The sequence below is a fragment of the Streptomyces sp. NPDC090045 genome (genome assembly GCF_044747975.1).
GTDB lineage: Bacteria > Actinomycetota > Actinomycetes > Streptomycetales > Streptomycetaceae > Streptomyces.
In genome coordinates this window covers 37,971-51,591 of the sequence record NZ_JBIVFA010000007.1, presented here as the reverse complement: position 1 = coordinate 51,591, position 13,621 = coordinate 37,971, and the positions used below count along the sequence as shown (strand labels likewise).

12 protein-coding genes are annotated in these 13,621 nt (G+C 72.6%); 7 read left to right on the top strand and 5 right to left on the bottom strand.

Annotation, left to right across the window (positions count from 1 at the left end):
* Positions 1 to 1,512 carry an Asp-tRNA(Asn)/Glu-tRNA(Gln) amidotransferase subunit GatB gene (gatB, locus tag ACIPYQ_RS19945; protein WP_361763697.1) on the top strand — a complete coding sequence of 504 codons (1,512 nt, stop codon included), beginning with the start codon at positions 1 to 3 and terminating at the stop codon, positions 1,510 to 1,512.
* Between the two features lie 117 nt (positions 1,513 to 1,629).
* Positions 1,630 to 2,169, top strand: coding sequence for a hypothetical protein (locus ACIPYQ_RS19940; RefSeq protein ID WP_401252818.1), 540 nt, complete (start codon positions 1,630 to 1,632; stop codon positions 2,167 to 2,169).
* On the opposite strand, the gene ACIPYQ_RS19935 is transcribed toward ACIPYQ_RS19940, so the two are convergent.
* Positions 2,159 to 4,054, bottom strand: a complete 1,896-nt coding sequence (locus ACIPYQ_RS19935) for a protein kinase (protein WP_401252815.1) — start codon at positions 4,052 to 4,054, stop codon at positions 2,159 to 2,161. The genes ACIPYQ_RS19940 and ACIPYQ_RS19935 overlap by 11 nt on opposite strands.
* A gap of 136 nt (positions 4,055 to 4,190) precedes the next feature.
* Here ACIPYQ_RS19935 and ACIPYQ_RS19930 point away from each other — a divergent pair, with 136 nt between their 5' ends.
* Complete coding sequence (locus tag ACIPYQ_RS19930; RefSeq protein ID WP_401252812.1) at positions 4,191 to 5,003, top strand: alpha/beta fold hydrolase; 813 nt, start codon at positions 4,191 to 4,193, stop codon at positions 5,001 to 5,003.
* Here the strand turns inward: ACIPYQ_RS19930 and ACIPYQ_RS19925 are convergent.
* Both ACIPYQ_RS19925 and ACIPYQ_RS19920 read right to left on the bottom strand, forming a co-directional pair.
* Positions 4,969 to 5,580 (bottom strand): GNAT family N-acetyltransferase, encoded by a 612-nt coding sequence (locus ACIPYQ_RS19925; protein ID WP_401252809.1) that lies wholly within the window; start codon positions 5,578 to 5,580, stop codon positions 4,969 to 4,971. The two genes, ACIPYQ_RS19930 and ACIPYQ_RS19925, sit on opposite strands and share 35 nt — an antisense overlap.
* Positions 5,577 to 7,718 (bottom strand): penicillin acylase family protein, encoded by a 2,142-nt coding sequence (locus ACIPYQ_RS19920; RefSeq protein ID WP_401252806.1) that lies wholly within the window; start codon positions 7,716 to 7,718, stop codon positions 5,577 to 5,579. Before ACIPYQ_RS19920 ends, ACIPYQ_RS19925 begins: the two co-directional genes overlap by 4 nt.
* Positions 7,719 to 7,794: 76 nt before the next feature.
* Here ACIPYQ_RS19920 and ACIPYQ_RS19915 point away from each other — a divergent pair, with 76 nt between their 5' ends.
* Positions 7,795 to 8,535, top strand: coding sequence for a siderophore-interacting protein (locus ACIPYQ_RS19915; protein ID WP_401252804.1), 741 nt, complete (start codon positions 7,795 to 7,797; stop codon positions 8,533 to 8,535).
* Positions 8,536 to 8,607: 72 nt separating this feature from the next.
* Here the strand turns inward: ACIPYQ_RS19915 and ACIPYQ_RS19910 are convergent, their stop codons facing one another.
* Both ACIPYQ_RS19910 and ACIPYQ_RS19905 read right to left on the bottom strand, forming a co-directional pair.
* Positions 8,608 to 9,108, bottom strand: coding sequence for a DinB family protein (locus ACIPYQ_RS19910; RefSeq protein ID WP_401252801.1), 501 nt, complete (start codon positions 9,106 to 9,108; stop codon positions 8,608 to 8,610).
* A gap of 107 nt (positions 9,109 to 9,215) precedes the next feature.
* Positions 9,216 to 10,019, bottom strand: a complete 804-nt coding sequence (locus ACIPYQ_RS19905; protein ID WP_401252798.1) for a GNAT family N-acetyltransferase — start codon at positions 10,017 to 10,019, stop codon at positions 9,216 to 9,218.
* 60 nt (positions 10,020 to 10,079) lie between these two features.
* Here ACIPYQ_RS19905 and ACIPYQ_RS19900 point away from each other — a divergent pair, with 60 nt between their 5' ends.
* From ACIPYQ_RS19900 to ACIPYQ_RS19890, 3 genes are all read left to right on the top strand, one after another.
* Positions 10,080 to 10,475 carry a signal peptidase I gene (locus ACIPYQ_RS19900; RefSeq protein WP_361763673.1) on the top strand — a complete coding sequence of 132 codons (396 nt, stop codon included), beginning with the start codon at positions 10,080 to 10,082 and terminating at the stop codon, positions 10,473 to 10,475.
* Between the two features lie 223 nt (positions 10,476 to 10,698).
* Positions 10,699 to 12,948 (top strand): MMPL family transporter, encoded by a 2,250-nt coding sequence (locus ACIPYQ_RS19895; RefSeq protein WP_401252795.1) that lies wholly within the window; start codon positions 10,699 to 10,701, stop codon positions 12,946 to 12,948.
* A 39-nt stretch (positions 12,949 to 12,987) separates the two neighbouring features.
* Positions 12,988 to 13,542 (top strand): GNAT family N-acetyltransferase, encoded by a 555-nt coding sequence (locus ACIPYQ_RS19890; protein ID WP_401252793.1) that lies wholly within the window; start codon positions 12,988 to 12,990, stop codon positions 13,540 to 13,542.
* The last annotated feature ends 79 nt before the right edge of the window (positions 13,543 to 13,621 follow it).

The following is a 13,621-nucleotide window of genomic DNA, read 5'->3' as shown; positions in this document are numbered from 1 at the left end:
GTGACCTTCACCGAACTGCTGTCGTACGAGGACGCTCTCGCCTCGTTCGACCCCGTCATGGGCCTTGAGGTCCATGTCGAGCTCGGCACCAAGACGAAGATGTTCTGCGGCTGCTCCACGGAGCTGGGCGCCGAGCCCAACTCGCAGACGTGCCCCACCTGCCTCGGCCTGCCCGGCTCGCTCCCGGTCGTCAACGCGATCGGCATCGAGTCCGCCATCAAGATCGGCCTCGCGCTGAACTGCGAGATCGCCGAGTGGTGCCGCTTCGCCCGGAAGAACTACTTCTATCCGGACATGCCGAAGAACTTCCAGACCTCCCAGTACGACGAGCCCATCGCCTTCAACGGCTACCTGGACGTCCAGCTGGAGGACGGCGAGATCTTCCGCGTGGAGATCGAGCGCGCCCACATGGAGGAGGACACCGGCAAGTCGCTGCACGTCGGCGGCGCCACCGGCCGTATCCACGGCGCGTCCCACTCCCTGCTGGACTACAACCGCGCAGGCATCCCGCTCATCGAGATCGTCACCAAGCCCATCGAGGGCGCGGGCGAGCGGGCCCCCGAGGTCGCCAAGGCGTACGTCGCCGAGCTGCGCGAGGTCATCAAGGCGCTCGGCGTCTCCGAGGCCCGCATGGACAAGGGCCAGATGCGCTGCGACGTGAACCTGTCGCTGCGCCCGACCCCCGAGTCCGAGTTCGGCACCCGCAGCGAGACCAAGAACGTCAACTCGCTGCGCTCCGTCGAGCGCGCCGCGCGGTTCGAGATCCAGCGCCACGCGGCCGTGCTGACCTCCGGCGGCTCGATCGTGCAGGAGACCCGGCACTTCCACGAGGAGGACGGCTCCACCACGGCCGGCCGCATCAAGGACAACGCCGAGGACTACCGGTACTTCCCGGAGCCCGACCTGGTCCCCGTGGCCCCGGCCCGCGCATGGGTCGAGGAGCTGCGCAACGGTCTGCCCGAGATGCCGCGCGTGCGCCGCAACCGGCTCCGCGAGGAGTGGGGCGTCACCGAGCACGACATGCAGTCGATCCTCAACGCGGGCGCGGTGGACTCCATCGTCGCCACGATCGAGGCGGGTGCCGACTCGGCCGCCGCGCGCAAGTGGTGGATGGGCGAGCTGGCCCGCAACGCCAACGAGCAGGGCGTCGTGGTCGACGAGCTGCCGATCACCCCGGTCCAGGTGGCCCGGGTCGCGGCGCTGGTCGCCGACGGTTCGCTCAACGACAAGCTGGCCCGCAAGGTCCTCGAAGGCGTCCTCGCCGGCGAGGGCACCCCGGACGAGGTCGTCGAGAAGCGCGGCCTGAAGGTCGTCTCGGACGAGGGCGCGCTCGGCGCGGCCGTGGACGAGGCCATCGCCGGCAACGCGGCCATCGCGGACAAGATCCGCGGCGGCAAGATCGCCGCCGTCGGCGCCCTGGTCGGCGCGGTCATGAAGACCACCCGCGGCCAGGCCGACGCGGCCCGCGTCAAGGAACTCATCCTGGAGCGCCTGGGCGTCTCCGAGGGCTGAGCCCTTCGGCCCTGACAGCCCGAACGCCCCGAGGCCCCGCACCCGTTGGTGCGGGGCCTCGGCCGTCTCCCGCACACTGGACAGGCCAAGGCCGTCGAAGGACGAGGGGAGTTGCGGGTGGAGATCGGTGCGATGGTCGTCGCGGCCGTGGGTGTGGCGGGCACGCTGGGCGGGGCGCTGCTCACCCAGCGCGGTGCGGCGCGGGCGAAACGTCGGGAGATGGAACTCCTGCGAGGTCACGAGGAGACCCGCGACTACCTGACGCTGCGGCGGACCTGCTACGCAGACCTCAACCGGGACTCCCGGCAGTTCACCACCGCCCTCAACCGGCACCTGCACGTCATGCGGGAGCGCACGGTCGAGGGTGCGGACCGGGAGGCGCTCGACGAGGCGAAAGACGCCCAGCGCGACCGCTACTCCGAGGCGCAGATGATCGCCCCGGACGCCGTGCTCGGGCCTGCGAGCGCCGTCAACCACGCCCTGAGCAAGGTCTACGGCCAGGTCAAGCGCCTGGAACGGGGCGGCCCCGAGGAGGGCGAGACGATGGCCACCGTCTCCGCGGCCCAGCAGGAGATCTGGGCCCTGCTCCGGGAGATGCGTGCGGCCATGCGGGCCGACCTCGGGGTGCCGGACGGGACCGGCTCCGTCAGCGCTTGAGGACCGGCGCCGCGAGCACCGCGTTGCCGCGGCCCTTGCAGCTCTCCTCCACCTTGATGCGCAGCCGAAGGGCCCCTTCGATGTTCAGGGACTTGGTGACCGGCTTGCCGAGGTGGACGAGCTCGGAGAACAGCGCGGGCTTGTCGTCCACGGAGATGGTGAGCCGGGCCTGCTCGACGGTCGAGCCGTCGTCGATGCCCGCCGTGAACTCCAGGGTCTTCCAGGCGCGGTTCACGTCGTACTCGACGGCCGCGCCGTAGTAGCAGCTGCCGAGCAGGGTCGCCCCGTACTCCTTCGTGTTCAGCTTGGCGGAGCCGACCTCGAAGTTGTCGGCCGAGCCCACCGAGGACAGCACGGTCAGGTCGGCGACGTTGCTGTCCTTGACCGAGCCCGGGTCGGCCGGGCCGGCGGAGGCATCCGGGCTCGTGGAGGACTCCGGGGATGCCTCCGGGGAGGCCTGCGTGGACTTGGTGGCCGCGGGCGACGGGGTGGAGGGGGTCTGGGCCGAGCTCGTCGCGCCGGGCTTCCCGTCCGCCGCGGTGCTCTCCTTGTCCTTGTCGTCGAGGAACCGTACGCCGGCCACCGCGAGCGCCGCGATGACCACGACGGCGGCCACCGAGCCCAGGATCAGCCCGGTGCGCCTCCGCTTGGCGGGGCGGGGAGGCTCCGGAGCGGGGGACGGAGCCGCTTGGTACGCCGCGGGGCCGTACCCGGGCGGTACGGAGCCGGGAACGGTGGCCGGCCCGGGATCGGGGGCCGTGACCGGCGCCGTCGGCACGTACGCCTCCGCGGGCGCCGGCGCCGGCGTTGGCGTCGAGGTCGTCGTCGGGGCCGGGGCGGGCGGGGCGGCCGAGGCGGGCGGGGAGGCGGGCAGCGGCGGCAGCACCGGCTGGGGCGGCGCCGCCGGCTTGGCCGGAGCCGCGTCCTGCACGGTGGCCGCCCGCTGGGAGGTGGAGGCGGTCGTGGAGACCACGGCGTGGCGGACGTCCTTCATCCAGCCGGCCAGGTTCACCGGGCGCTTCCCCGGGTCGGCCGCATAGATCGAGGCGATCCGCGCCCGCTGCTCGGTGTCCAGCACGGCGATCTGCGGCAGCTCCGTCAGCGCGTGCGCCAGCTGTTCCGGGGTGGCGGGCGGCGACTGCCCGCTCAGCAGGAAGTAGGCGATCGCCCCGAAGGCGTACCGGTCCGTGCCCGGGGTCCGCTTGCCGTCGAAGACCTCGGGCGCCGCGTAGCCCGGGGTGAACCAGACCTCGGCGGTCTGGTGGTCGGCGGTCAGCTTGCTGAGGCCGAAGTCCACGAGCGTGGCCTGCCCGTGGGCGTCGACCATCACGTTGCCGGGGGAGAGGTCGCCGTGGATGACCTGGCGTCCGGACGGGGTGGCCTTCCCCGAGTGCAGCCAGTCCAGTACGTCGGCCAGCTGCTCCAGGGTGCGCATCACCTCGCGCCGCTCGGCGGCGGTGGCGAGCGTCCGCTCGGCCCGCCAGTCCCGCAGGTCCAGGCCGTCGACGTGGTTCATCACGAGGACGAGCGCCCGCCCGGTCAGGGTCGAGGACTCCCCGGGCCGGTGGATCGGCGGCCCCTCGAAGTGCTCGCGCACGCCCACGACGCCGGGGCGGTGGACGAACCGCAGCAGTTCGGCCTGCTCGTTCCACTTCTGGCTGATGCGGTCGAAGACGTCGGGCGTGATGGTCGTCTTGGAGTCGAGCACCTTGACGACCACGGGCTCGGATCCGCCGGCGAGCTCGATCTCCGCGAGATAGAGCACGGCCTCCCCGCCGCGCCCGATGGACCGGAGGAGACGGTACCGGTCAGCCGCTGAGTCTGGTCCGATGTGCAGGTTCTGACTGGTCAATGTCCCCCACCTCAACCCACTTTGAGTGGGCATCAGCTTCCCGGGGCGGGGTGTGCGGGGTCAATGGGAATCGGGATTCCGGTGGGGGGCCTTCTTTCTGTAGCGATCGTTAAGGCGTTCGGGTACCGTTCTTTATGTAGTGACCGCTATCGAAATCAGGGGTACCGTCATGTCCGTCACCAGCACCAGCACCAGCACCAGTACCGAATACGCGCGTACGGTCCGCAAGGAGAGCGGCGGGCCGGGGCTCCTGCTCGCCCACGGCGCCGGCGGTTCGGTGGAGTCGAACTTCGGGCCGGTCCTGGACGCCCTCGCCGTCACGCACAGCGTCGTCGCCGTCGACTACCCCGGCGCCGGCGCGACGCCGCAGGCCACCGGTCCGCTCGAACTCGACGAGCTGGCCGACCGGTTGGTCGCCGCCGCCGACGCCGAGGGCCTGGAGCGCTTTGCCGTCCTCGGCTACTCGCTCGGCGGGAACGTCGCCGTACGGGTCGCCACGCGCCACCCCGGACGGGTCACGGCACTCGTGCTCACCGCGAGCTTCGCGCGGGCCGACCACGCCTTCGGCCTCGTCGGCGAGCTGTGGTCCGGGCTGGCCCGGCTCGGGGAGAACGAGCTGCTCGCGCGGCTCCTCGTACCGCTCGTGCTGAGCGCGGAGCAGCTGGCGGCGCTGGACCCCGGGCAGGTGGAGGCCGTCGTACGGGAGACCGCGGCGACCGTGCAGCCCGGGGGCGGGGACCATGCCGCGCTGATCAAGGGCGCCGACCTGCGGGCCGAGCTGGCCCGGATCGACGTACCGGCCCTCGTCATCGCGACGACCGGGGACCGGCTCGTACCCCTTGCGTCCCAGCGGGAGCTGGCGGACGCGCTGCCGGGCGCACGGCTCGCGGAACTGCCCACGGGGCACCTTCCGTTCGCCGAGCGCCCGGCCGAATGGGCGGCTCTGGTCAGTGAGTTCCTGACGCGGAACCCGGCGCGGTGAAGAACGCCAGGCGGGCCTGCTTGGCGGGGAGGTAGACCTCGGGCAGGTCGATCTCCGGGAGTTCGACCTCCGGTCCGAGCTCGAAGCCGGTGCGCTCCATGAGGGCGATGGCCTTGACGTTGCGGGCGTCCGGTTCGACGACCACGCGGCGGGTCGAACCGTCGGCGAACACGAACGCGATGAACGCGGTCATCAGGGCCGCGGTGTAGCCGTGCTGGACCGCTCCCTCGGCCGGGCCGATCAGCAGGTGCGCGCCGACGTCCCCGGGCTGGACCTCGTAGCACTCGCTGACCCGGTCCTCGGCGCAGTCGTACGTCTGGAAGAGCGCGACCCGCTCGCCGTCGCGGCTGACCATGAACGCGTGGTGGGTGGTGCGCCGGTCGACGTCCTCGTAGATCTCCTGGACCAGCTCGCGGCTGGCCTCGCCCATGCCCCAGAAGCGGGCGCGCTCCTGCGTGACCCAGCTGTGGATCAGGGCGGAGTCGGCGGCCGGGTCGACGGGGGTGAAGACGACGGTGCCGAAGCCCTCGACGTGCTCGGTGTGAACGGGCTGTCTGACGGAGACGGGGGAGGTCATATCGATTCCTTGGTGAGCCGGGTCCAGTCGGTGACGACGGGGACGAGTTGGCAGTCAGCCCACAGCGGGAGCTGATCGCGGTGGTGGGGTGAGCCGGTGACGCCGTCCGCACCGAGCGGGACGGCCCAGAGGCTGTCCTCGCGGCGGGCGAGGTCCCAGACGTAACGGGCCGCCGATGCACGGGCCGTGCGGTCGGTGAAGCCCGGGACGGAGGAGGTGGCGTTCACGCAGTCGTGGTCGCCGCCGAGGCCGGGCCAGTCCGCGGCCTCCTGGTCGGGCAGGGCCTGCCAGGGGGTGAGGCGGTGCACCTCCGACCAGGCGGCGTCGGGGGCGCCGGCGGCCGCCGTCTCCTCCAGGGCGGCGCGGACGTGCGCCGCCCGGTCGAGGCCGGGGACGAGGGAGGTGGTGAGCAGGCCTTCGAGGGCGTAGCCGATGCGGGGGACCAGGTACAGCCAGGGGTGGAACACGTCCGGGCCGGTCGGCGCCCCCCACAGCTCCGCGAAGACGGGGTCGGCGGCGAAGCGGCGCACGGTCGCGGTCCGGAAGGCCGAGAAGACGGTGGCGTCCGTGCTGTCGGCCGCCATGTGCCGGTCCCAGGCCAGCAGCCGCTCGCGCAGGGCCCGCGCCGCCGGCGTCAGGTCCTCGAAGCCGGGCAGCAGGGCGAGCAGGGGCGCGGCCGAGGCCAGGTGGGTGTCCCGGTGTACGTCGGCCATCGCCTTCGGGGACCAGTCCGCGGAGCCGCTGAGCAGCTCGCGGATGCGGTTGGCGCGGTGCGGGGGCGCGAACTCCACGCCGAGCGGGGAGGCGATCCCGCGTGCGTTGGCCATCACGGCGAAGCCCTGCACGGGCTCGGCGGGGGTCGGGGCCCAGCCCTGCCAGGCGTGCCCGGGCTCCCAGGCGGGCACCGGGCGCAGCCGGTTCGTGCGGTGGCGCAGCGGCACCGCGCCCGCGACGCGGTGCAGCAGCCCGCCCGAGGTGTCGGCGGCGTGCACGACGTTGACCGGCTCGGCCCAGCCGTCGAGGGCGCGGTCGATGTCGGCGACCGTGCGGGCGCGCAGGAGGGCGGGGAGGGCGGCGAAGCCGAGGTCCCGGCGGACCCGGGGCGGGTAGCGGAGGGAGAGGGTCTGCGCGCTGCCGTCGGCGTGGGCCTCGGCGAGCGCGTCGGCCCCGGTGTCCCCGTCCGCGTGGATGATCACGGGGCCGCGGGCGGTCTCCAGGATCTCCACCTCGACGTCGTCGCCGCCGGCCACGGTGATGGTCTCGGTGTGGCGGGCGACGGGCTCCCAGGCGCCGTCCGGGCCGAGCGCCTCGACCGCGGAGCCGGCGCCGCGGCGCAACTGCTCGACGTACAGGTCCTGGTAGTCGGCCATCGCATTGGTGATGGCCCAGGCGGCGGTGCCGGTGTGCCCGAAGTGGGCGAGGCCGGGGACGCCGGGGACGGCCAGGCCGAGGACGTCGTAGCCCGGGCAGGAGAGACGTATCTGCTGGTAGACGCCCGGGTCCTCGATGAACCGGTGCGGGTCGCCCGCGATGATCGCCGAACCGGTGGCGGTGCGGTCGCCCGGCACCAGCCAGCCGTTGCTGCCGGCGGTGCCGGGGCCGTCGGTGGCGAAGAGGGTGACCGCCTCGTCGCCGAGAGCGCGGGCCACGCGCTCGCGCCACAGCTTGGTGGCGAAACCGGCGAACAGGATGTGGGTGGCGATCCAGATGGCGAGCGGCACCCACGGCTCCCAGGGAGCGGGGGTGAGGCCGGTGCGGGCGAAGCGCTCGTCGCGGGCGGCGCCGGCGGCGAGCCCGTCGTTGACGCCGTCCACGTACGCGCGGACCCAGGCGGCGGTGCCGGGATCATCGGCCTCCAGGGCCTCGTAGCAGAGGCGGGCGGTGTCGGCGAGACGGCACTGGCGGGCGAAGCGGTCCCAGCCGACGGAGTCCGCGCCGAGGAAAGAGGCGCTGGAGCCCTGGGCGCGGTGCCGTTCGACCTCCAGCTGCCAGGCGCGGTCGAAGGCGGTGACCCGGCCCTGGGCGTGGGCGAGCCGGAGCTCGTCGGATGCGCGGAGGTGGGGGATGCCCCAGGGGTCGCGGAAGACCTCGTACGATTCGGAGGTCTCCGAGTCGTTCTCGCTGCTCACACTGCTCACGCTGCTCACACTCTTCCCCAGGGTGCATTAGGTTAGGCTGCCCTAACTATAGACGCGTACAGGGGAGGGGCTGGACATGGCGGTCGGCAAGGGCTGGGAGGGCGTGGTCCTGAAGCTCATGCGGGGCAAGGACTTCACGTTCACGGTCACGGGGGCGGAAGACGTCACGGAGCACTACCGCCGGGTGTACTTCACCGACGGCGGACTGCTGGCGGCCGCCGGTGAGTCGCTGCATCCGACGATGTGGGTGCGGGTCTGGTTCGAGGGCGCGGGCCGTCCGCACCAGCGGGCCTACACGCTCGTCGACCCGGATCCCGAAGCGGGCACGTTCTGCTTCGAGTTCGCCCTGCACGACGGGGCCGCCAGCGCCTGGGCGCGCGGCGCCAAACCGGGCGACACGATCGAGGCCACCGTGCAGGGCACGGGATTCACCGGACCCGTCCCGTCCCCCGAGCGCCTGCTGGTCATCGGCGACCCGGCCTCCCTCCCGGCGATCAACTCGCTGCTGGACACGTACCCGCAGACACCGGCGACGATCTGGTTCGAGACGCAGCACGACTCGGACGAGCAGCTGCCGATGCGCGTGGAGCAGGGCCGGCACGACATCCGCCGGGTACGGCGCGACGGTACGGCCCTGGCCGACCGGGTGCGGGCCGAACTCCCCGAACTGCTCGGGGACCCGGAGTCGGCGTACGTCTGGCTGGCGTGCGACACGGTGACGACGCGCTCCCTGACGGCGTACCTGCGCAAGGAACTCGCGCTGCCGAAGCATCGGGTGAACGGGCTGGGCTACTGGCGGCCGGGCACGGGCGGCTGAGACGCGGCGTGCGCGGTGCGGCGCGATGCGATGCGGTGCCGTGCCGTGCCGCACGCCCGCGCCCTGTGCGCCCTACGCCCCCGTGGTGCCGTCGATCGCCTCGCGAAGGAAGTCGGCGTGGCCGTTGTGGCGGGCGTACTCGTGGATGAGGTGGAGCATGACCAGGCGCAGCGAGGCCTCCTCCTGCCAGCTCGGCACGTACGCCTTCACGTCCAGGGACTCGGCCGCCGCCTCGATCCGGCGGGCGTGCGCGACCTCGTCCCGCCAGGCGGTGAAGGCCTCGGCGCGGCTGGAGCCGGAGGCGTCGTAGGCGGCCTGGAAGTCGTGGGTGTCCGACCACAGGTGCGGGAGGTCCTCGCCGCCCAGGACGCGGCGGAACCAGTGCCGCTCGACCTCGGCCATGTGCCGGACCAGGCCCAGCAGGGACAGTGTGGACGGGGGCATCGAGCTCCGGCGCAACTGCTCGTCGGTGAGGTCCTCGCACTTCCAGGCGAGGGTGGCCCGGTGGTAGTCGAGATAGGCCCGGAGGGTTTCGCGCTCGTTGCCGGTCAGGGGCGGGCTGATGCGTTCCATGCGGGCGATCCTGCCCGCTGATCCCGGGCGGTGGAACCCCGTCGGGGAGCCGCCCCCCCCGCGACCGCACGCAGCGGCGCCGGCGCGGAGGTGCGGAGGTGCGGAGGTCAGGCGGTGCCGGGGGCCGTCCACAGGTACGGCACCGTCACGCCCAGGACCCCGAAGCCCAGCCGTTCCAGGATCGGGCGGCTGTCGTCCGACGCGTCCACCTGGAGGTACGGGATGCCGCGCTCCGCCGCCAGGCGGGCGCGGTGGGCCACCAGCAGCCGGTAGATACCGCGGCCGCGCCACTGCGGGAGCGTGCCGCCGCCCCACAGGCCCGCGAAGGCCGATCCCGGCCGCATCTCCATCCGGGCCGCGCTCACCGGGGTGTCGCCGGCCATGGCCAGCACCGCCTCGATGCTCTCCGGCTCGTTCCGCAGCTGGTCGAGCAGGTGCTCCCGGATCCGCGGCCGCTCGGTCCCGAAGGCCCCCGCGTGGACCTCCATCATCAGGTCGACCCCGGCCTCGTCCGTCACCACCCGCAGCGTGATCCCCTCCGGCGGCTCCACCGGCAGCCGCGCGAGCTCGGCCGCCCGTCCCACCAACAGGGTCTCCGGCGGCTCCGGTACGAAGCCCGCCGCCCGCAGCCGCTCCCCGAGATCGGCCGGCCCGTCGTGGCCGTACAGCTTCCACTCGAACTCGGGACACCCGCGTCCCGCGAAGAACGCCACCTGCGCGGCGATCTCCGCATCCGCGTTCTCCTCGTCGAGGTCCGACCAGAGCACGCCGTTCCACCCGGGCCCGGGCACGCTCTGCCGTACGACCCGGCCCGCCCGCTCCACCCGGGCCTGCGCGCTGTCCGCCTGCGCCCCCTCGCGCACCTCCGCGTCGTAGCGGGCGCGCACCTTCAGAAGCTCATCAAGATCCATCGTCATCGTCCCAGCTCACCAGTGTCCGACCGGCCGGCACAACTGCATTAGCCTCACCCCGTGAACGACGACTCCACCATCTACACCGGCAAGGCCACTCCCGATGCCGCCGCCGACCGCGGCTGGCTGCTGGGCCACTTCAAGGACCCCGCCGATCCCCGTCACAGCGAGGACGTGGAGATCAAATGGGGTGTCCACCCGAAGGGCGACGAACGGGAGCGGTGGGCGACCGCCGAGAAGCGCACCGCACTGCTGGTGCTGATCAGCGGACGCTTCCGGCTGGAGTTCCCGGGGCGGACCGTCGTCCTCGCCGAGCAGGGGGACTACGTGCTCTGGGGCCGCGGCGTCGACCACTCCTGGTACGCGGAGGAGGACGCGGTGGTCCTCACCGTCCGCTGGCCCTCGATCCCCGGCTACCGGGTGGACGAGCCCGACGACCGGCCGGCCGCCCGCTAGGCCGTCCCCGCGACCGAGGCCGCGCGCCTTCCCCGGCTCCCTGTGACGATGCACACGAAAAGGGCCAACGATCACGAAACGCTGAGATCGTGTAGGTGTAGACCATCTGGGCCACATCCCCGGGGCGATCCCCCGGGCAGTCGGTCGTGTCTGCACGAGTTCATGCGTTCTTTGCGACGGGCCGCCTCCCGGTGAAGACCCGAACCATCAGGGAGCACGTCCGTTGGCAGTAATCGCACGCTGGTGCATGCGCCACCGTCTCCTCACCGTCCTGATCTGGCTGCTCGCCTTCGGCGGGACCGCGGCGGCCGCAGGCACCGCCGGAGCGGCGTTCTCCAACGACTACGAGGTCCCCGGCACCGAGTCCGGGAGGGCGAACGACCTCCTCCGCGAGGGCTTCCACGGCCAGGGCGGCGACACCGACACCATCGTGTGGCGGGCCCCGGACCATCAGAGCGCGCGCACCCCCGACATCGAGCAGCGCATGACCCGGGCACTCGACGCGGTCGCCGCACTGCCGGGCGTCGGATCCGTCGCCGGACCCTACGGCCCGGGCCCCGAGAGCGCCGCACGGATCAGCCCCGACGGGCGCACCGCCTATGCCGTGGTGACCTTCGACCAGCAGGCGGACTCCGTACCCAAGGCCCAGGCCCGGGCCGTCGTCGACGCGGTGAAGAACCCCGCCACCGAGGCCGGCGGTCTGCAGGTCGAACTGGGCGGCCGCGCCATCCAGCTCACCGAGGCCCCCACCGCACACCTCGCCGAGGTCATCGGCGTGGCCGTCGCGGCCCTGGTCCTCTTCCTGGCCTTCGGCTCGCTCGCCGCGAGCCTGCTGCCCATCGCGACCGCCCTGGTCAGCGTGGGCACCGCCTATTTCGGCATCACCCTCCTCGGGCACGCGATGCCCGTCGCCGACTTCGCGCCGATGCTCGGCACCCTCATAGGCCTCGGCGTCGGCATCGACTACGCCCTCTTCATCGTCACCCGGCACCGCAAGGGCCTCGCGCGCGGCCTCCCCGTCCACGAGGCGGCCGAGAACGCCGTCGCCACCACCGGCCGGGCCGTCGTCTTCGCCGGTGCCACCGTCTGCATCGCCCTGCTCGGCATGCTCGTGCTCAGGCTGAACTTCCTCAACGGCGTCGCGATAGCGGCCTCCGTGACGGTCGTCCTGACGGTCGCCGCCTCGGTCACCCTGCTGCCCGCCCTCCTCTCGTACATAGGCACGCGCGCCCTCTCGCGCCGCGAGCGCCGCAGACTGGCCGCCGAGGGCCCGATGCCCGCGCAGACCTCCGGCTTCGCCGTCCGCTGGTCCGCCTTCGTGGAACGCCACCCCAAGCTGCTCGGCCTCCTCGCCACCGCGGTCATGGTGGTGCTGGCCCTGCCCACCCTCTCCCTCCACCTGGGCACCTCCGACCAGGGCAACAACCCGGCCACCTCCACCACCCGCAAGGCCTACGACCTGCTGGCGGACGGGTTCGGGCCCGGCACGAACGGACCGCTCACCGTCGTCGCCCGGCTGGACGGCGCAGGCGACCGGATCGCCGTCGACCACCTGGCACAGGCGCTCCGTACGACCAAGGGCGTCGCCTCCACCGGCCCCGCCGTCCTCAACCGCAGCGGGGACACCGCCGTCCTGACCGTCGTACCGGACTCCGCCCCCCAGTCCCGGGCCACGAGCGACCTCGTCGACACCCTCCGCCAGGACGTCATCCCGCGCGCCGGACACGGCAACTCCATGGAGGTCCACGTCGGCGGTGTGACCGCCGCCTACGACGACTTCGCCGAGGTCATCATCGGCAAGCTGCCGCTCTTCGTCGGCGTGGTCATCGCCCTCGGCTGCGTGCTCCTGCTGCTGGCCTTCCGCTCCATCGGCATCCCGGTGAAGGCGGCGGCCATGAACGTCGCCGCCGTCGCCTCCTCCTTCGGCGTCGTCGTCGCGATCTTCCAGTGGGGCTGGGGGAGCGAACTGCTGGGCCTGGGCAGCGCCGGCCCCATCGAACCCTTCCTCCCCGTGATCATGGTGTCCGTCCTCTTCGGACTGTCGATGGACTACCAGGTCTTCCTCGTCAGCCGGATGTACGAGGAGTGGCTGGAGACCGGCGACAACCGGCGGGCCGTGCGCGTGGGCCTCGCCGAGACCAGCCGGGTCATCAACTCGGCGGCCGTGATCATGATCTCCGTCTTCCTCGCCTTCGTCCTCAGCGGCGACCGGATCATCGCGATGTTCGGCATCGCGCTCGCGGCGGCCGTGGCCCTCGACGCCTTCGTGCTGCGCACCCTCCTCGTCCCGGCCCTCATGCACATGCTCGGCGGCGCCAACTGGTGGCTGCCCGCCTGGCTCGACCGGCGGCTGCCCAGGATCAGCATCGAGCCCCCCGAGCGCCGCTCGCATGCGAAACTTCCGGCACAGCGGACCGCCGCCGTCCCCGTCACGAGCGAGGACGGCGCCGAGCCCGCCACCACCTCCAGGTGATCCGGCCACCCGCCGCCCGAGACCCAAGGAAGACCGAGCATGTTCTCGATAGCCCTCGCCGACGACGCCCAGCTGTTCCCGCTGGAGGCCCGGCACGCCGAGGAGTTCTTCGCCCACATCGAACGCGGCCGCGAGTTCATCGGCCAGTACGTCGGCTTCCCGGACCGGTCGCCCGACCTCGACTCCGCCCGGGCCTTCCTGGCCAAGTACGCGGTGAAGGCGGGGGAGGACGGCGCCCGGTTCTTCGGCATCCGGCTCGACGGCACCCTCGTGGGCGGGGTCCTCTTCCCGGCCTTCGACGCGGACGGCGGCAACTGTGAGATCGGCTGCTGGCTGGAGCCCGCCGCGGCCGGCCGGGGCCTGGTGACCAAGGCCTGCCAGGTCCTCATCGACTACGCCTTCGGCGAGCGCGGCATGCACCGCGTCGAGTGGCACGCCGCCACCGGAAACAAGAAGAGCCTCGCCGTGGCCGAGCGCCTCGGCATGACCCGTGAGGGCGTCATGCGGCAGAACTACCTGCACCGCGGTGTCCGCCAGGACACCGAGGTCTGGTCGCTCCTCGCCCACGAGTGGTCCGCGGCCCGCCCGGCCTAGACCGGATCGACCGGGTTTCGGCCGGGGCCCCGCAGACCGCGGGGCCCGTAGTGCCCACGACCAGCGGATTCTCAGAAAA